Origin of the sequence: Janthinobacterium sp. 61, assembly GCF_002846335.1 — a bacterium.
GTDB lineage: Bacteria > Pseudomonadota > Gammaproteobacteria > Burkholderiales > Burkholderiaceae_D > Janthinobacterium.
On sequence record NZ_PJMQ01000001.1, the window covers coordinates 3,857,986 to 3,875,523 of the forward strand.

A 17,538-nucleotide genomic window follows, 5' to 3' on the forward strand; every position below is an offset into this window, starting at 1 on the left:
CTCGGCAAGCAGCCAAGCATCAGAAAAAAATACATAATCGATATCGATTGGAGACTAGATATTATGGATAACAATCCCAACAATCCGAAAAAGGCCAAAGAGCTACGGAAAGTCGTGATGGCCAGCGTGATCGGCGCCACCATCGAATGGTATGACTTCTTTTTATACGGCGTCGTCGCCGGCATCGTGTTCAGCAAGCTGTATTTCCCGGGCGGCGATCCGCTCGTCTCGACCATGCTGGCCTACGGCACCTTCGCCGTGGGCTTTTTGTCGCGCCCCATCGGCGGCGTGATCTTCGGCCACTTCGGCGACAAGATCGGCCGCAAGAGCATGCTGGTCATGACCCTGATGATCATGGGCATCTCCACTTTCCTGATCGGCGTGCTGCCGACCTATGAGCACATCGGTTACTGGGCGCCCGGCCTGCTGCTGTTCCTGCGCGTGCTGCAAGGCATCGGCCTCGGTGGAGAATGGGGTGGCGCCGTGCTGATGGCGTATGAGTATGCGCCGCCGAAAGAGCGCGGCTTCTATGCCAGCCTGCCGCAGATCGGCCTGGCCATCGGCCTGTGCCTTGCTTCCGGCGTGGTGGCAATTCTGTCGTACAGCCTGACGGATGCGCAATTCCTGTCCTGGGGCTGGCGCGTCGCCTTCATCCTGTCGGCCGCCCTCGTCTTCATCGGCATGTGGATACGCCTGAACGTGATGGAAACGCCTGAATTCCAGGCCGTCAAGGAGAAGAATGCGGAGACGCAGATTCCGTTTTTCGACCTCTTGAAACGCTATCCCGGCAACGTCTTGAAGGGCATGGGCGCGCGCTATATCGACGGCGTGTTCTTCAATATCTTCGGCGTGTTTTCCATCACCTATCTGACCAACACCATCAAGATCGCCCGCACGGAAGCGCTGATGGGCGTGATGGCGTCGGCTGTCGTGATGTGCTTTTGCATCCCGTTCTTTGGCCGCCTGTCGGACCGCATCGGCCGCAGCAAAGTGTTTTTCTGGGGGGCGCTGATCACGGGCGTGTCCTCGATTCCCGCCTTCTGGATCATGCTCCACCATGCCGACAATCCGCTGCTGCTGTGGTGTTCCGTGATCATTCCGCTGGGCGTGCTGTATTCAGCCGTGTACGGCCCGGAAGCGGCCCTGTTCTGCGACCTGTTCGACGCCAAGGTGCGCTACACGGGCATCTCCTTCGTGTACCAGTTCTCCGGCATCTTTGCCAGCGGCCTGACGCCCATCATCGCCACCTACCTGCTGAAAACGGGCAATGGCGAGCCGTGGCACATCGTCGGCTACATCCTGTTCGCCTCCCTCGTCTCGGCCGTCAGCGTGGCCATGATCGGCAAGGGCGGCTCGCAGCAGGAAGGCAGCAGGAAGCCGGCGCACGCGCGGTAAGCTGGCAACAGGCGTAAAAAAAGCAGGCTCTCAAAGAGGCCTGCTTTTTTCTTACGTACGCCACGGCGCCTGACAAAACCGTAGCGAGCGCCAGTGATTTGTGGCTAAGAAGCGCAACCGTACTCTAGTACGGTGAGCATCGCAGGCCGCAAAGCGCAGCGCGCAGTAGGTTTGGTCAGGTGCGATCAGATCACGATGGTCTGGTGCTCGTCGCCGTTACGCGCGCGGATGGTGCCGATGCGCGAGACGGTTTCGCCGGCCGCTTGCAATTGCGCTATGGCGGCGTCCGCGTTTTCCTGCGAGACGATGACGGTCATGCCGATGCCGCAGTTAAAGACGCGGTGCATTTCGGCGTCAGCCACGCCACCGTGCTGTTGCAGCCACGTGAACAGCGGCGGCATGGTCCATGCCTTCGAGTCCAACTCGGCCACCAGGCCAGGCTGCAGCACGCGCGGAATGTTTTCCACCAGGCCACCACCGGTGATGTGCACCATGCCTTTGACTTCCATGGCGTCCATCAGTGCCAGCAATGGCTTGACGTAGATGCGCGTCGGCTGCATCAGCACGTCGGCCAGCTTGCGGCCGTGGAAGTCGCCTTCCAGATCCGGCTTGGCCACTTCGATGATCTTGCGCACCAGCGAGTAACCGTTCGAGTGCACGCCCGACGAGGCCAGGCCCAGCACCACGTCGCCCGGGGCGATCTTGGTGCCGTCGATGATTTTCGATTTTTCCACGGCGCCGACGGCAAAACCTGCCAGGTCGTATTCGCCGGCCGGGTACATGCTCGGCATTTCCGCCGTTTCGCCGCCGATCAGCGCGCAGCCGGCTTGTTCGCAACCCTGGGCAATGCCTTTGATGACGTCGGTGGCAATGGCCACATCCAGCTTGCCGCAAGCGAAGTAGTCGAGGAAGAACAGCGGCTCGGCGCCTTGCACCAGGATGTCGTTGACGCTCATGGCGACCAGGTCGATGCCGACCGTGTCATGGCGGTTCAGTTCGAAGGCCAGGCGCAATTTCGTGCCCACGCCGTCGGTACCCGAGACCAGCACCGGCTCCTTGTACTTCTTGCTGATTTCAAACATGGCGCCAAAACCGCCCAGGCCGCCCATCACGCCTTCGCGCAGGGTGCGCTTGGCAAACGGCTTGATTGCTTCGACTAAAGCGTCGCCTGCGTCGATATCGACGCCAGCGTCACGGTAGGAAAGGGAAACATTAGAAGTCTGGTTCATGGTGTGGTGGCAGCGGAGGCGGTAAAATAGAAGGCGGATACCCGCCGGCACGCGCGCGCAAGCATGTTTTTCAACATCGTGCGGCAGGACGCCAGCGGGTGAATTCGGTCGATCAAGTCGCTATTTTATCAAACTGCCCCGCAATTTCGTAATTAACTGCCTTTTTTTAACGCAACAGCACAAACTACATGCCATTCGCCATCACCGCCGAACAGAAGCAAACAGCATTTTGGATCGCGGTCTGGCTGGCATTCTTGCTGCTGCTCGTCAGCCTGGGCCCCATCCTGACGCCCTTCCTGGCGGCCGCCATCCTCGCCTACGTGCTCAATCCGGGCGTAGACCGATTGCAACGCCTGCATTACAAGCGCTTTTACGTGCCCCGCCCGCTGGCCGTGCTGGTCGTCGTGGTGTTGTTTTTCCTCGCGATTACGGCGCTGGTGCTGATCGTCGTGCCCGTGTTGCAGAAGGAAATTCCCCTGCTGCAAGCGCAGATCCCGCAATTTCTGAACAAGGCGAACGACTTCCTGGCGCCAAAACTGCGCGACCTGGGCATCCGGGTACGGCTCGACGGCACGGGCATCAAACGCATGCTGGGCCAGCAGATGGCGACCAGCGGCGATGAAATCTGGAGCACCGTGCTGGCCTCGGCCCGCATCGGCGGCACGGCCGTGCTGGGCTGGCTGGCCACCGTCGTGCTCATTCCCGTGGTGCTGTTTTATTTGTTGCTGGACTGGCATCCGATGCTGGCGCGCATCGCTGGCGCCGTACCGCGCCGCTGGGTGGGCCGCACCGTGGGCATGGCGCAGGAAGTCGACACCCTGCTGGCGCAATACCTGCGTGGCCAATTGCTCGTCATGCTGGTGCTGGCGACGTATTACTCGGTGGCGCTGGCCATCGCCGGTTTTGAAGTGGCATTGCCAGTGGGCATCATTACGGGCTTGCTGGTGTTCATCCCCTACCTGGGCTTCGGCCTGGGACTGATGCTGGCGCTGATCGCCGCCCTGCTGCAATTTGCCGACTGGAGCGGCGTGATCGCCGTCGCCGTCATCTATGGTTGCGGCCAGGTCATCGAGGGCTTTTTCCTTACACCGCGCCTGGTGGGCGAGCGCATCGGTTTGAATCCGCTGGCCGTGATCTTCGCCCTATTAGCCTTCGGACAACTATTCGGTTTCGTCGGCGTTTTGCTCGCTTTGCCCGCTTCTGCCGTCCTGATGGTCGCTTTTAAGCATCTAAGACGCCACTACCTCTCCAGCAGCTTCTATAATACCTAGTAAAAGCGGATATCATATCAACCTAGCAATACCACGATGCACATGCAGTAATGAAAAACAGGACAAGGCGTACGCCATGAAACAACTGGTGCTCGATTTAGGCACAGACCAGGCGCACAGCCTCGATACCTTCGAGGTGGGACAGAATGCCGAAGTGGCGCAGCTGATGCGCCAGTTCGCCGCGCGTACCTCGCGCGAACATTTTGCCTACCTGTGGGGCGAACTGGCCGCCGGCAAGAGCCATCTGCTCAAGGCCCTGGCCAGCACCGAGCGCGCGCGCTATATTTCGCCGTTCTCGATCGAGTCCGAATTCGTGTATTCGCCTGACGTGGATTTGTACCTGCTCGACGACTGCGAAAAGCTCTCGCCGCTGGCGCAGATCGATGCCTTTGCCCTGTTCAATGAAATCCGCGCCAACAAAGCCTATATGGTGTGCAGCGGCGCAGTGCCGCCGGCCGTGCTGCCCGTGCGCGAAGACTTGCGCACCCGCATGGGCTGGGGCTTGATTTACCAGATCCACGGATTGACCGACGATGAAAAAATCGCCGCCCTGACCCAGGCGGCCACCACCCGCGGCTTGACCTTGTCGCCGGGCGTGTTACCCTATCTGCTGTCCCATTTCCGGCGCGACATGCGTTCGCTGTCGACGATGCTGGACTCTCTCGACCTCTACTCCCTTGAAACCCAACGCCCGATCACCTTGCCATTGTTGCGCGAGTTGCTGCAGGCGGAAGCGAAAGAATGATGAATCTGGCCCTGTTTGACCTCGACCACACCCTGCTGCCCATCGACTCGGATCACGAGTGGGGCGAATTCCTGGTACGCATCGGTGCCGTGGACGCCGCCGAATTCACCCGTCGCAACGACGAATTTTTCGCCCAGTACCAGGCCGGCACGCTGGATCCGGTGGAATACCTGGAATTCTCGCTCGGTACCCTGGCGCAGTTTCCGCGCGAACGCCTGGAAGCGCTGCACCGGCAATTCATGGCCGAAGTGGTCTTGCCCGCCATCCGCCCCGAAGTCGTGGCCCTGCTCAAGCAGCACCAGGACGCGGGCGATTTGCTGGCCATCGTCACGGCCACCAACCATTTCATCACCAAACCCATCGCCGATGCACTGGGCGTCGAGCATCTGCTGGCCGCCATGCCCGAATATGACGATGCAGGCAACGTCACGGGCAAGCTGCTGGGCACGCCAACTCTGGGCGCGGGCAAGCTGACCCACACCTACGCCTGGCTGGAAAAGATGGGCAAGGAACTGGGGCAGTTCGAGCGCAGCTATTTTTACAGCGATTCACACAATGACATTCCCTTGCTGTCGGTCGTTACCCACCCTGTAGCAACCAACCCCAACACCGCTTTGAGCGCACACGCATCCCTCCACGGCTGGCCATCACTCCACTTATTCAATGATTAAAAAATTCATCCGCAAGATCCTCGGCGTTAAAAAAGAGGCAGCGCGCGACACCACGGCACCCGTCGTGCTCGGTCCTGCGCAACACGGAATCGATCCGAAACTGGTGTCGTCGAATGCCATCCGCGTCACCAGCAGCCTGCAGGAAGCGGGTTTTGAAGCCTTTGTCGTCGGCGGCGCCGTGCGCGACCTGCTACTGGGCGTGAAGCCGAAAGACTTCGACATCGCCACCAACGCCACGCCGGAACAGGTCAAGCGACTGTTCCGTCGCGCCTTCATCATCGGCAAGCGCTTCCAGATCGTGCACGTGATGTTCGGCCAGGATTTGCTGGAAGTGACGACCTTCCGCGGCGCCGGTGCCGATTCGGCGCCCAAGGATGAACATGGCCGCGTCCTGCGCGACAACACCTTCGGTCTGCAGCACGAAGATGCACTGCGCCGCGACTTCACCATCAACGCCATGTACTACAACCCGGCCACGCAGGAAGTGCTGGATTACCATGGCGGCGTAGAAGATATCCGCGCCCAGACCTTGCGCATGATCGGCAAGCCGGAAGAGCGCTACCGCGAAGACCCCGTGCGCATGCTGCGCGTGGTGCGCTTCGCCGCCAAACTGAAATTCACCATCGAGCCGCATACGGCCGCGCCGATTCCCATCATGGCACCGCTGATCAACAACGTGCCGGCGCCACGCGTGTTCGATGAGATGCTGAAACTCCTGATGAGCGGCCACGCGCTGGCCTGCCTGCAGCAACTGCGCAAGGAAGGCTTGCATCACGGCTTGCTGCCGTTGCTCGACGTAGTGCTGGAACAGCCGCTGGGCGCGAAATTCGTCACCCTGGCGCTGGACGCCACGGATCAACGCATCGCCGCCGGCAAGACCGTCTCTCCGGGCTTCCTGTTTGCCTCGCTGCTGTGGCACCAGGTGCTGGAAAAATGGACGGCCTACCGCGCCGCTGGCGAGTCGACCATCCCCGCGCTGCACCTGGCGGCCGACGACGTGCTCGATTCACAAACGGAAAAACTGGCCCTGCAGCGCAAGATTGGCTCGGACATGCGCGACATCTGGTCGATGCAGCCCCGCTTCGAGCGCCGCGTCGGCAAGGCACCTTACAAATTGCTGGAGCACTTGCGCTTCCGTGCCGGCTACGACTTCCTGCTGCTGCGCTGCGCCTCGGGCGAGATCGACATGGACATCGGTGAATGGTGGACGGCCTTTTATGAAGGCGACGAGGAAACGCGCGAAGCCTTGCTGGTCAGCGCGAATGCCGCACCGGGCGCCGTCAAGAAGAAGCGCCCGCCACGCCGCAGCACGCGCAGCAAGACCGGCACGGGCGGCGGCTCGACCACCGGAAGCGGCAGCGACGAATAATGGCAGTCATTGCCTACATCGGCATCGGTGCCAACCTGGGCGACGCGCGCGCGAATGTACAGGATGCTATCGCGCGCCTGGCACGCCTGCCTGGCGCCAGCTTGCTGGACGCCTCGTCCAGCTACCGCACGGCGCCCATAGCTTCCAGCGGTGACGACTACGTCAACGCCGTGGCGCGCATCACGACCACCCTGCCGGCAGAGGAACTGCTGCTGGCCCTGCACGCCATCGAGGCGGCGCACGGGCGCGAGCGGCCGTACCGTAACGCCCCGCGCACGCTGGACCTGGACTTGCTGCTGTACGGCGATGAACAGATCGCCAGCGCCACGCTGACGGTGCCCCATCCGCGCATCACCGAACGCGCCTTCGTGCTGGTGCCGCTGCTGGCTCTGGCGCCCGCCATCGTCGTGCCCGGCCTCGGGCCGGCGCAGGACTACCTGGCAAGCGTCGCTGACCAGGCCATCAGCCAGCTCTGACCCGTTTCGGTCCCATCCTCTACAATGCCGCTCCTGCAGCGCGCCGCATAAAGTACTACACTAGCGGCGTCGTATCCCTTTCACTCTAGAGAATACCTATGTCCGCTTATTTGCAAGGAACAGATCTGGCCGCAAAAGACAAGGCCGCCACACCGGCGCCGGCGCCATCCAGGCCTGTCGCCAACAAGGCCGTGACCATCCATACGCTGGCCACGCTGCGCGCCGCCGGCGAAAAGATCACCATGCTGACCTGCTATGACGCCAGCTTCGCGTCGCTGATGGACCGCTGCGGCGTGGAGATCCTGCTGATCGGCGATTCGCTCGGCATGGTCTGCAACGGCCACAATTCCACCCTGCCCGTCACCGTGGCCGAACTGGCCTATCACACCGCTTCCGTGGCGCGCGGCGCCAAGTCGGCCATGATCATGTCCGACCTGCCGTTCGGCGCGTATGGCACGCCCGAAACAGCCTATGCCAACGCCGTCATCCTGATGCAGGCTGGTGCGCACATGATCAAGATCGAGGGTGGCGCCTGGCTGGCCGAGACCGTCCGTTTCCTCACGGAGCGCGGCATCCCCATCTGCGCCCACATCGGCCTGACACCGCAATCGGTGCACCAGCTGGGCGGCTACAAAGTGCAGGGCAAGAGCACGGAAAGCGCCGCAGAGCTGAAGAACGACGCGCTGGCGCTGCAAAACGCGGGCGCCGCCATCGTGCTGATGGAAGCCATGCCAACGCAGCTGGGCAAGGAAGTGACCGACATGCTGACGATACCCACCATCGGCATCGGCGCCGGTCCCGACTGCTCGGGCCAGGTACTCGTCATGCACGACATGCTGGGCGTGTTCCCAGGCCGCAAGGCGCGGTTCGTGCGCAACTTCATGGAAGGCGCGGCCAGCATCGACGACGCCGTCATCGGCTACGTCAAGGCCGTCAAAGATGGCAGCTTCCCGGCGCTGGAACACTGCTTCTGATCTTCTGATCTTCTGATCTAGCCTATTGAGGCGATATCGCCCCGGTACTCGCCGGGGCGATTTTTTTTTCGCGCAGCGTTTCTGTCCGTACAAAGGCCACCTCAAGGCCAAAGAACTGGCCGATACGGTTCAACGTCTGAATAGTCGGATTACCCTTGCCGCTCTCGATCTCCTTGATGACCTTCGTGCTCACGCCCCGGTGCGTCGCAAACTCTGCCTGCGTCATGCGCGAGATGGCGCGCATTTCCTTGACGGCGTGCTGTAGCGTGACGGCTCCTGCCTCAATGGCGTCGTAAAGCACTGCCCTGCGCTGCCGCAACTCTTCCTTGTCAACGGTCTTTTTCGTACGCGCCATGTCAGTGCTCTCCCAATGCCTTGAGCTGTTCGATCTGCCCGGCGATATGTGGCCGGAGGAAAGCAATGATGTCATCATCCACACCTGCCTCCTGCATATGCTGTTCCAGCGCAACCAGGTGCTGGGAAAATCCGTAGAGCGCGAGGCGGATCTGCTGGCGCTCCACATCCGGCATGCCAATCGTAGCCAGTATCGTCGTCCAGTCGTGCAGCTCGTTTTTGGTATCCGGGTGATACCAGCGCGCCGCGCGTGGTATGCCATCCGGGTCCAGGTACATCGGCGCAAAATCGAACAGCGGCGTGAGGCGCACCTCGGTACCAATTTGCTGCACCGCCGTATTGCGTGCGTGATTATCGGTATTGCGCATGGCCAGGTTCAAGATATCGCGTTTGAGAAATTCGATGGTTTCCGCAGTCTTGTCGCTGACGACGGCGCGCAGCGCCTGCAATAAGTCGAACTGGCTGGGCGTGGCTTCAAAGCCAACGATACCTGCCAGCGAAGCGGCGCTTTCCTGGTGCAGCCGCAGCACTTTTCCATCCCGGATGCGGCGGTCAAAACGGGGAATGAACAAGGTATCGTCCTGGTAGCGCAACTGGCCTTCAGTGCGCAAGCCCACCGCGCGCGCCACAGTCATGTACGCGGCTTCATTTCTCAATACCTTGGCGTCGCTGGCGGTCTTTCCGCGCGGACGCTTGACGATGAAATGCGCAGCCGCGTACTGGTCCGCCAGGGCACTATCGGCATGCCAGAGACCAGCATGGTCGGTGGTCAGCAGATATTTCGGCGCCGCTCCTTGCACCCCCAGACTGCCGGCGGCCAACATGCCATGCATCAGCATGCGCTCATTGAAGGCATCGCCGCGACCTATGATCTCGTCCAGTGAAAAGCCGGGCAGTGGCTTGCCCTTGTCGTGGCGATTCATATGTTGTGCGTAGTACTGCACGGCCTCGGCGATGCGCACGCGCCCGACGGGATTGAATGCGCCGGCACACGCCAGCGCAAAATCGGCAGCCGGACCATCGGCAAGTTGAAGCTGCCCAAGCAGATATGTCCGTCCGCTTCCCTGGGGAATCAGGTCAAAGATAAAGGCTGGCCATTGCGCCAGCTTCTGCATCTCTGCCGTGACGGGGAAACGCAGCGAGACAGGTCCACTCTCAAGCTTGAAGAAGGCATAATCGAGGTCATACTCGAACAGGGCAGCGGTACGTGGATTGCCGCCTGCAGGTTCAAGCAAAGTCAGCGATGCGCAATCGTGCCACGCATCATCATGAAAAATTTGAAAATGGCACTGCATGGCGACTCCACTGGATCTTATAGTAGCTAATTGTGTTCAGTTTATCCGTAAATTAGCACTTATACGATCCAAATTTTAGCAGGTGCAGCGCCATGAAAAATTTAATAGAACCTAGAAGAACTATTTTAAGTCGGCAACACCATTAATTAGCCCTTTTAAGTACCCTTATAAAAATTACCCCACCTGTATCCACGTCGTCTTCAGCTCCGTGTACTTGTCCAGCGCGTGCAGCGACTTGTCGCGCCCATTGCCCGACTGCTTGTAGCCGCCGAACGGCACGGTGATGTCGTCGCCGTCGTACTGGTTCACGTGCACAGTGCCCGCACGCAGGGCGCGCGCCGTCTGGATGGCCTTGGTAATGTCGGACGTCCACACGGCCGCCTGCAAGCCATACGGCGTGGCATTCGCCTGTTTGATGGCATCGGCGATATCCGTAAAGCCCAGCACGGACAGCACAGGGCCGAAGATCTCTTCGCGCGCAATCGTCATGCCCGCGTCCACGCCGAAAATGGTCGGCTGCACATAGTAGCCGCCCGTCTCCGCGCGCACGGCGTCGCCGCCGCCCAGCAGCTGTGCGCCTTCCTGCTTGCCGGCCGCGATATAGCCCATGACAGTGCTCATCTGCGTGGCGTCGACGATGGCGCCCATGACGGTGGCTTCGTCGAGCGGGTCGCCGGGCTGGAAACGGGGCAGCATGGCCAACGCCTTGGCCAGGAATTCTTCCCTGATCGATTCTTCCACGAACAGACGCGAGGGCGCATTGCAGCTTTCGCCCTGATTGAAAAAGATGGAACCGACAGCCGCCGCCACGGCCTTGTCCAGGTCCGGGCAGTCGGCGCAAACGATGTTGGCGGACTTGCCGCCCAATTCCGTCCAGGCCCGTTTCAAATTCGACTGGCCCGCCATCTGCACGATCAACTTGCCCGTGCGCGTGGAACCCGTAAAGCCGATGCAATCGACATCCATGTGCAGCGCCAGCGCGGCGCCCGCCTCGTTGCCATAGCCGGGCAGCACGTTGAAGACGCCAGCCGGCACGCCCGCCTGCAGCGCGATGTCTGCCAGGCGCAGAGCCGTCAATGGCGATTTTTCCGACGGTTTCAATATCACGCTGTTGCCGGCCGCGAGGGCCGGGGCGATTTTCCAGGCGGCCATGATCATCGGGTAATTCCACGGCACGATGGCGGCGACGACGCCCACCGGTTCGCGCGTGATCAGTGCCAGGCTGTTGGCGGGAGTCGGTGCGATTTCATCGTAGACCTTGTCGATCGCCTCGCCATACCAGCGCAGGCAGTTGGCCGTGGCGCCCACGTCCACGCTCTGGCTGTACTTGATCGGCTTACCCATGTCCAGGGTTTCCAGCAGGGCCAGCTCGGGGCCGTTCTGCTGCACCAGGTCGGCGAACTTGATCAGTATACGCTTGCGCTGCGCGGGGGACTTGCCTGCCCAGCGGCGGTCCTCAAAAGCAGCGCGGGCGGCCAGCACGGCCGCGTCCACGTCGGCGCTGTCGCAGCGGGCCACCTGCCCCAGGAGACGGCCATCGATGGGCGACAGATTGTCGAAGGTCTGGCCAGACCTGGCCCCCATCCGTTCGCCATTGATGAAGGCGCGTCCATCGATCGTGAGCGCTGCCGCCCGTGCATGCCAACTGGTGTTTTCCGTCATGGTCGTCTCCCGCAAGGTGAAAACGCCAGCTTACTCCTAGTCTGCCAAATAGGCCGCAGACATCTGCTTGCGGCGCTGTCGGTCGGCGCGCGCCAGCATCACGGCATACACGATCACGGCGATCGTCACGACGAGAATGGTCAGCGCGGCAATCGCATTGACGCGCGGATCGAGCCCCAGACGCGCACGCGAGAAGATCACCAGCGGCATCGTCGTCGAACCTGGGCCGGACAGGAAGGCCGTCAGCACCACATCGTCCAGCGACAGCGTGAACGTCAGCAGCCAGGCCGAAGCCAGCGCCTGCGTGATGTTTGGCAGGGTAACGAGGAAGAAGACCTGATGCGCGCGGCAACCCAGGTCCATGGCCGCTTCGGCCAGGGATTTACTCATTTCCTGCAGGCGCGACTGCACCACCACGGCTGCATACGCCATGCCCAGCAGAGTGTGACCGAGCCAGATCGTCAGCACGCCCCGCTCGGGGAAACCGAAGACTTTTTGCATGGACACCAGCATCAGCAGCAGGGACAGGCCGATGATCACTTCCGGCATCACCAGCGGCGCGCTGACCATGGACGAGAACAAGGTACGGCCACGGAAGCGCTGGTAGCTGTTCAAGGCGAAGGCGGCGAAGGTACCCAGTATGACGGACGAGGTGGCCGACATGAAGGCGATCTTCAGCGACAAACCAAAACCCGAGATGATTTCCGTATCCCTCATCAACTCGCTGTACCAGCGCAGCGAAAAGCCGCTCCACACCATGTCCTGGCGCGAGCTGTTAAAAGAGAAGACGATCAGTACGATGATAGGCAGGTAGAGGAACAGATAGCCGAGCGAGAGCCAGCCGCGCCCGAACCAGCGCTGTAAAAAGGTGCGTCCGTTCATGCTTGTCCCTCCGCGCCTTGATCGGTCTTGTATTTGTTAAAAATGGCCATCGGCACGAGGATCAGCAAGACCACCAGCACCGTCACCGACGAAGCCATGGCCCAGTCGTTATTCGTGAAGTATTCATCCCACAGCACACGGCCGATCATCAACGTTTCCGGGCCGCCCAGCAGCTCAGGAATCACGTATTCGCCCACGGACGGAATGAACACCAGCATGGCGCCGGCGATGATGCCCGACTTCGACAGCGGCACCGTGATGCGCCAGAACGCCTGCAGGGGCGTGGCGCCCAGATCGGCCGCCGCTTCCAGATAGCGCATGTCCATTTTGACCAGGTTGGCGTACAGTGGCAGGATCATGAATGGCAGGTAGGCGTACACCATGCCGACCACCAAGGAGAACGAAGTGTTCATCATGTGCAGCGGTTCGCTGATGACGCCCAGCGCGATCAGCAGGTCGTTGAGCAAGCCGTGGTTGGCCAGGATACCCTTCCAGGCATACACGCGCAGCAGGAACGAGGTCCAGAACGGCAGCATCACCAGCATCATCAGCACAGGGCGGATCGATGGCCTGGCGCGCGCCATGAAGTAGGCGAACGGGTAGCCGATAAACAGGCAGATGGCGGTGGTGATCGCCGCATATTTCAGGGAGCTGAGATAGGTAAGCAGATACAGTTCATCGGCGGCGATGAACAGGTAGTTGGCGATTTTGACCTTCAGCACGACGATGCCGTCGACGTACGACAGCAGGCCGCCGAACGGGCTGCCTGCCGTGTCCATGTCGGACAGGCTGATGCGCAGCACGATCAGGAAAGGCACCAGGAAAGCGGCCGTCAGGAACAGTGACGGCACGGCGATAACGGCGTTGCGGCCCGTCAGCCAGCGCAAGGTAACGAAGTGGCGCAGCGATTGCAGGAGGGACGTCATGAGGGCCTCAGCTGGTCAGCACAACGATGTCGGCGCCATCCCACCACACCCACACGCGCTGCTCGCGCTCGAGGCGCGAGACGTCGTGGCGGGCCGCGTTGGTGCGCGAGACTTTCACCACCGTGCCGCTGTCGAGACGCACATGGTAGCTGGTTTCATTGCCAAAATACGCCATGGCGACAATCACGCCCTGGGCGCAGTTGTAGCCGTGTTCCGCAGGCGACGCGCGCTCTTCCAAGGCAGGTGGCTCGATCTGGATACCGATTTTCTCGGGGCGCACGGCCACCGAGACATCCATGCCCAGGTTGCCCGTGATGCCGTGCGCGACGTACTGGCGGCCGTCGGGCGTGTCAATCACCACGTGATCGGGTTCGTCTTCCGTGATGCTGCCGTCGAACAGGTTGACGCTACCAATGAAGTCGGCCACGAAACGGCAGTTTGGCGTTTCGTAGATTTCGCCCGGTGCGCCCACCTGCAGGATGCGTCCTTCGCTCATGACGGCGATGCGCGTGGCCATGCTCATGGCTTCATCCTGGTCATGCGTGACCATCACGCAGGTGACGCCCACCTGCTCGATGATGTTGACCAGTTCCATCTGCGTGCGTTCGCGCAGTTTCTTGTCGAGCGCGCCCAGCGGCTCGTCAAGCAGCAGCAATTGCGGACGCTTGGCCAGGCTGCGCGCCAGCGCCACGCGCTGCTGCTGGCCGCCCGACAGCTGGTGCGGCTTGCGCTTCGCGTATTGGCCCAGTTGCACCAGCGCCAGCATCTGCTCGACACGCGCCGCCACTTCCGCTTTCGGCAAGCCGTCCCGGCGCAGGCCGAAGGCGATGTTATCCCACACGGACAGGTGGGGGAACAGCGCGTACGACTGGAACATCATGTTGATGGGCCGCTGGTGCGGCGGCACATCGACAATGCTGTTGCCCGCCAGGGCGATGCGCCCCGAGGTCGGCGTCTCGAAACCGGCCAGCATGCGCAGCAGGGTCGACTTGCCGCAACCGGAACTGCCCAGCAGGGCGAAAATCTCGCCCTTGTTGATCGTCACGGAAATATCATTGACGGCGCGCACGCCATCGAATTCCTTGACCAGTTGATCAATCAGCAAGAAAGGCGCTTGGGCGTCGCTGGCCGACGCGGCAGGTGTTGCTATCGTCATGTGTGGTTAGCTTCTGGGTAAGAGGGTGTCAAAATGAAAAACTGGCCGCTGTAGTAGCGGCCAAGATGGAAGTTTAGCGGAACTCACCCGCATGTGCTGTGAAAAATGTGAATTCTGTGGCGCATTCAGCAGAAATCCGGGGTCAGTCGCTTCGCGATCGGAATACGTCCCACTGGGACGTATTCCCCCGGCGGGTCTGACCCCGGTATTTAAGCCAGCTCAGAGCTACACCCAGCCCTTCGCCTGCACGTCCGCATAGGTCTTGTCCAGACACAGGCGTATCAAGCCCACCATTTCATCGATCTGCGCGCGCGTCATCACCAGGGGCGGAGCGACGATCATGCGCTCGCCCACGGCGCGCATGATGACGCCGTTGTCGAACATGTGGCCGCGGCAGAGCATGCCGACGCCCTGGTCCTCGTCAAACAACACGTTTTCATGCACGGTGGCCCCCTTCTTGCGCACCAGGTTCAGGCCCGCGACCAGGCCGCAGCTGTCTGCGTAGCCGACCAGCGGATGTTCTCCCAGGCGAGCAAAGCACTGCTTCAGGTAAGGCCCCGTATCATCAGCCACCTTGGCCACCAGTTGCTCTTCCTCGATGATGCGGATGTTTTCCAGCGCCGCCGCGCAAGCGACGGGGTGGCCCGAATAGGTAAAGCCGTGCGTGAATTCGCCGCCTTGCTCGATCAGCACCTTGGCCACCCTGTCGCCCACCAGCACGCCGCCCAATGGCACGTAGCCCGAGGTGACGCCCTTGGCAAAGGTGATCAGGTCGGGCTTGATGCCGAACAGTTCGGAGCCAAACCAGCGCCCCAGGCGACCGAAGCCGCAGATGACTTCATCGGCGATCAGCAGGATGCCGTACTTGTCGCAGATGCGCTGTACTTCTGGCCAGTAAGTGCTTGGCGGGATGATGACGCCGCCGGCACCCTGCACCGGCTCGCCGATGAAGGCGGCCACCTTGTCGGCGCCGATTTCCAGGATTTTGTCTTCCAGCCAGCCCGCCGCTTTCACACCGAATTCCTCGGGGCTCATACCTTGGCCAGCTTCCAGGTAGTTCGGCTGGCCGATATGCGCAATGCCCGGTATCGGCAAGCCGCCCTGCGCATGCATGCCATCCATGCCCCCCAGCGACGCCCCCGCCACCGTGCTGCCGTGATACGCGTTGTGGCGGCTGATGATGGTATGTCTCTCCTTGTAGCCGAGGAGATCCCAGTAGCGGCGCACCATGCGCAGGTTCGTGTCATTGCCCTCCGAGCCGGAACTGGTGAAGAACACATGCTGGAATTGCGGCGGCGAGATTTGCGCCAGCTTGGCGGCCAGCTGCGCGGCCGGCACGTTCGTCGTGCCAAAGAAGCTGTTATAGAAGGGCAGCGTCTCCATCTGCCGGTATACGGCTTGCGAGATCGACGTACGGCCATAGCCTACGTTGACACACCACAGGCCCGACATGCCATCGACGATTTTCTTGCCCTGGCTATCCCACAGGTAGACGCCATCGCCGCGCACCATCACCCTGGCGCCTTTCGATGCCAGGTCCTGGAAATCGGTAAACGGATGCAGGTAGTGGGCCGAGTCCATGTGCTGGATGGCGGCCGTGTCATACACCTGCGGCGCCACGTTTTTCTGCGCTACAGAGGCAACCAGCGCGGCGCTGGGCGCCAGCGGATTGTTTGTTGTGCTCATGCGTGCTCCTTTTAAACGTGCAATAACAGGTGTTCGCGCTCCCACGGGCTGATGACCGTCATGAATTCCTGGTGTTCCAGGTCCTTGATGGCCGCATACACGTCGATGAAGCGCTCTCCCAGCACCGTGCGCAGCTTGTCTTCCGTGCGCAGCAACTGCAGGGCCTCGGGCAAGCCTTGCGGCAGTTCAAACTTCATGTCGTAGGCGCTGCCCACCATCATCGGCGTCGCTTCCAGCTGCTCCGTCATGCCGAGATAGCCGCAGGCCAGCGTCACGGCCAGCGCTAGGTAGGGATTCGCGTCGGCCCCGATGATGCGGTTTTCCACGCGGCGGTCCTGCACGCCCGATTCGGGCACGCGGAAACCCACCGTGCGGTTGTCCAGGCCCCACTGGATGTTGATCGGCGCGGCAGTGTGGCGCACGATGCGGCGGTAGGAATTCACATACGGCGCAACGATGGCCATGGCCGAAGGCATGTAGCGCTGCAAGCCCGCGATGTAATGTTTGAAGATGGGCGCGGCCGAACCGTCCTCGTTGCTGAAGATATTCAGGCCAGTCTTGGCATCGACGACGCTTTGGTGCACATGCATGGCAGAGCCCGGTTCACCCGCCATGGGCTTGGCCATGAAGGTGGCGTACATATCGTGTTTCAGGGCCGCTTCGCGCAGGGTGCGCTTGAAGAAGAAGACCTTGTCTGCCAGGCCCAAAGGGTCGCCATGCAGGAAGTTGATTTCCATCTGTCCGGCGCCGATTTCGTGGATCAGGGTGTCGACGTCAAGGTTCATCAGTTCGCAATAATCGTAGATATCCTCGAACAGAGGATCAAACTCGTTGACGGCGTCGATGCTGTACACCTGGCGGCTGGTTTCGGCACGGCCGCTGCGCCCGATGGGCGGTTTCAATGGCAAGTCCGGGTCCGTGTTTTTCGCCGTCAGGTAGAACTCCAGCTCCGGCGCCACCACAGGCCTCCAGCCCTTGTCCGCATACAGTTTCAGCACGCGCCGCAGCACAGAGCGGGGCGCAAAATCGACCAGCATGCCGTCGGCAAAATAGCAGTCGTGGATGACTTGCGCGGTGGGATCCGTAGCCCAGGGCACCATGGTGATGGTGGTGGGATCGGCTTTTAAAATCATGTCGCGGTCGGTGCTGGATATGGCGCGGTCGTAGCCGCCATCGTCGACCGGGTAATTGCCCGTGACGGTCATGCCCAGCACCGCCTCCGGGATGCGCATGCCGCGCTCCTGGGTGAATTTCCCGCGCGGCAGGATCTTCCCGCGCGCCACCCCCGTCAAGTCGGGCACCAGGCATTCGATTTCCGTGACGCGCTTTTCATTGAGCCACAAATCCATATCCGTATAGGTAAAATTTTCGCGTATTGCCATGTTTCCCTCTCGCTGGTCTTGATCAAACGCCGCGCAGTGCTGGTGCGGCGCGCCTGTCATCCTTG

The 17,538-nt window shown here is 61.2% G+C and carries 16 protein-coding genes; 7 read left to right on the forward strand and 9 right to left on the reverse strand.

The window, feature by feature from the left end; translation table 11 throughout:
* Positions 1 to 63: 63 nt before the first annotated feature.
* Positions 64 to 1,395 (forward strand): MFS transporter, encoded by a 1,332-nt coding sequence (locus CLU92_RS17580; protein WP_101482947.1) that lies wholly within the window; start codon positions 64 to 66, stop codon positions 1,393 to 1,395.
* A gap of 185 nt (positions 1,396 to 1,580) precedes the next feature.
* Here the strand turns inward: CLU92_RS17580 and purM are convergent, their stop codons facing one another.
* Positions 1,581 to 2,624: a phosphoribosylformylglycinamidine cyclo-ligase gene (gene purM, locus CLU92_RS17585; protein ID WP_034746051.1), complete on the reverse strand. Its 1,044-nt coding sequence runs from the start codon at positions 2,622 to 2,624 to the stop codon at positions 1,581 to 1,583.
* A gap of 188 nt (positions 2,625 to 2,812) precedes the next feature.
* On the opposite strand from purM, the gene CLU92_RS17590 reads away from it, so the two are divergent.
* The 6 genes from CLU92_RS17590 to panB all read left to right on the forward strand — a co-directional run bounded on the left by CLU92_RS17590 (position 2,813) and on the right by panB (position 8,130).
* Positions 2,813 to 3,895, forward strand: coding sequence for an AI-2E family transporter (locus CLU92_RS17590; RefSeq protein ID WP_096238013.1), 1,083 nt, complete (start codon positions 2,813 to 2,815; stop codon positions 3,893 to 3,895).
* 76 nt (positions 3,896 to 3,971) lie between these two features.
* Entirely contained in the window at positions 3,972 to 4,640 is a 669-nt protein-coding gene (gene hda, locus CLU92_RS17595; RefSeq protein ID WP_034788687.1) for a DnaA regulatory inactivator Hda, read from the forward strand.
* Positions 4,640 to 5,311, forward strand: a complete 672-nt coding sequence (locus tag CLU92_RS17600; protein ID WP_101484748.1) for an HAD family phosphatase — start codon at positions 4,640 to 4,642, stop codon at positions 5,309 to 5,311. Before hda ends, CLU92_RS17600 begins: the two co-directional genes overlap by 1 nt.
* Entirely contained in the window at positions 5,304 to 6,680 is a 1,377-nt protein-coding gene (gene pcnB, locus CLU92_RS17605; RefSeq protein WP_101482948.1) for a polynucleotide adenylyltransferase PcnB, read from the forward strand. Before CLU92_RS17600 ends, pcnB begins: the two co-directional genes overlap by 8 nt.
* Positions 6,680 to 7,156, forward strand: coding sequence for a 2-amino-4-hydroxy-6-hydroxymethyldihydropteridine diphosphokinase (gene folK, locus CLU92_RS17610; protein ID WP_101482949.1), 477 nt, complete (start codon positions 6,680 to 6,682; stop codon positions 7,154 to 7,156). Before pcnB ends, folK begins: the two co-directional genes overlap by 1 nt.
* Positions 7,157 to 7,254: 98 nt before the next feature.
* A complete protein-coding gene (gene panB, locus CLU92_RS17615; RefSeq protein WP_180338537.1) occupies positions 7,255 to 8,130 on the forward strand; it encodes a 3-methyl-2-oxobutanoate hydroxymethyltransferase in 876 nt (291 codons plus the stop codon).
* A gap of 22 nt (positions 8,131 to 8,152) precedes the next feature.
* On the opposite strand, the gene CLU92_RS17620 is transcribed toward panB, so the two are convergent.
* The 8 genes from CLU92_RS17620 to CLU92_RS17655 form a co-directional block, all read right to left on the reverse strand.
* On the reverse strand, positions 8,153 to 8,485 hold the full coding sequence (locus CLU92_RS17620) for a helix-turn-helix transcriptional regulator (RefSeq protein WP_101482950.1): 333 nt from the start codon (positions 8,483 to 8,485) through the stop codon (positions 8,153 to 8,155).
* A gap of 1 nt (position 8,486) precedes the next feature.
* Entirely contained in the window at positions 8,487 to 9,599 is a 1,113-nt protein-coding gene (locus CLU92_RS17625; protein ID WP_243857923.1) for a type II toxin-antitoxin system HipA family toxin, read from the reverse strand.
* A 354-nt stretch (positions 9,600 to 9,953) separates the two neighbouring features.
* Entirely contained in the window at positions 9,954 to 11,441 is a 1,488-nt protein-coding gene (locus tag CLU92_RS17630; RefSeq protein ID WP_101482952.1) for an aldehyde dehydrogenase, read from the reverse strand.
* A gap of 36 nt (positions 11,442 to 11,477) precedes the next feature.
* Positions 11,478 to 12,323, reverse strand: coding sequence for an ABC transporter permease (locus CLU92_RS17635; RefSeq protein ID WP_101482953.1), 846 nt, complete (start codon positions 12,321 to 12,323; stop codon positions 11,478 to 11,480).
* A complete protein-coding gene (locus CLU92_RS17640; RefSeq protein ID WP_101482954.1) occupies positions 12,320 to 13,249 on the reverse strand; it encodes an ABC transporter permease subunit in 930 nt (309 codons plus the stop codon). The genes CLU92_RS17635 and CLU92_RS17640 overlap by 4 nt, the downstream gene beginning before the upstream one ends.
* Positions 13,250 to 13,256: 7 nt before the next feature.
* On the reverse strand, positions 13,257 to 14,405 hold the full coding sequence (locus CLU92_RS17645; RefSeq protein ID WP_101482955.1) for an ABC transporter ATP-binding protein: 1,149 nt from the start codon (positions 14,403 to 14,405) through the stop codon (positions 13,257 to 13,259).
* A 225-nt stretch (positions 14,406 to 14,630) separates the two neighbouring features.
* On the reverse strand, positions 14,631 to 16,091 hold the full coding sequence (locus CLU92_RS17650; RefSeq protein WP_101482956.1) for an aspartate aminotransferase family protein: 1,461 nt from the start codon (positions 16,089 to 16,091) through the stop codon (positions 14,631 to 14,633).
* 11 nt (positions 16,092 to 16,102) lie between these two features.
* Complete coding sequence (locus CLU92_RS17655; RefSeq protein WP_101484750.1) at positions 16,103 to 17,473, reverse strand: glutamine synthetase family protein; 1,371 nt, start codon at positions 17,471 to 17,473, stop codon at positions 16,103 to 16,105.
* Positions 17,474 to 17,538 lie beyond the last annotated feature (65 nt).

Bases quoted from the DNA above. Each gene is read 5' to 3' on its own strand.
- CLU92_RS17580 (WP_101482947.1), top strand. From the start codon at position 64: ATGGATAACAATCCCAACAATCCGAAAAAGGCCAAAGAGCTACGGAAA.
- purM (WP_034746051.1), bottom strand. From the start codon at position 2,624: ATGAACCAGACTTCTAATGTTTCCCTTTCCTACCGTGACGCTGGCGTC.
- CLU92_RS17590 (WP_096238013.1), top strand. From the start codon at position 2,813: ATGCCATTCGCCATCACCGCCGAACAGAAGCAAACAGCATTTTGGATC.
- hda (WP_034788687.1), top strand. From the start codon at position 3,972: ATGAAACAACTGGTGCTCGATTTAGGCACAGACCAGGCGCACAGCCTC.
- CLU92_RS17600 (WP_101484748.1), top strand. From the start codon at position 4,640: ATGAATCTGGCCCTGTTTGACCTCGACCACACCCTGCTGCCCATCGAC.
- pcnB (WP_101482948.1), top strand. From the start codon at position 5,304: ATGATTAAAAAATTCATCCGCAAGATCCTCGGCGTTAAAAAAGAGGCA.
- folK (WP_101482949.1), top strand. From the start codon at position 6,680: ATGGCAGTCATTGCCTACATCGGCATCGGTGCCAACCTGGGCGACGCG.
- panB (WP_180338537.1), top strand. From the start codon at position 7,255: ATGTCCGCTTATTTGCAAGGAACAGATCTGGCCGCAAAAGACAAGGCC.
- CLU92_RS17620 (WP_101482950.1), bottom strand. From the start codon at position 8,485: ATGGCGCGTACGAAAAAGACCGTTGACAAGGAAGAGTTGCGGCAGCGC.
- CLU92_RS17625 (WP_243857923.1), bottom strand. From the start codon at position 9,599: ATGCAGAAGCTGGCGCAATGGCCAGCCTTTATCTTTGACCTGATTCCC.
- CLU92_RS17630 (WP_101482952.1), bottom strand. From the start codon at position 11,441: ATGACGGAAAACACCAGTTGGCATGCACGGGCGGCAGCGCTCACGATC.
- CLU92_RS17635 (WP_101482953.1), bottom strand. From the start codon at position 12,323: ATGAACGGACGCACCTTTTTACAGCGCTGGTTCGGGCGCGGCTGGCTC.
- CLU92_RS17640 (WP_101482954.1), bottom strand. From the start codon at position 13,249: ATGACGTCCCTCCTGCAATCGCTGCGCCACTTCGTTACCTTGCGCTGG.
- CLU92_RS17645 (WP_101482955.1), bottom strand. From the start codon at position 14,405: ATGACGATAGCAACACCTGCCGCGTCGGCCAGCGACGCCCAAGCGCCT.
- CLU92_RS17650 (WP_101482956.1), bottom strand. From the start codon at position 16,091: ATGAGCACAACAAACAATCCGCTGGCGCCCAGCGCCGCGCTGGTTGCC.
- CLU92_RS17655 (WP_101484750.1), bottom strand. From the start codon at position 17,473: ATGGCAATACGCGAAAATTTTACCTATACGGATATGGATTTGTGGCTC.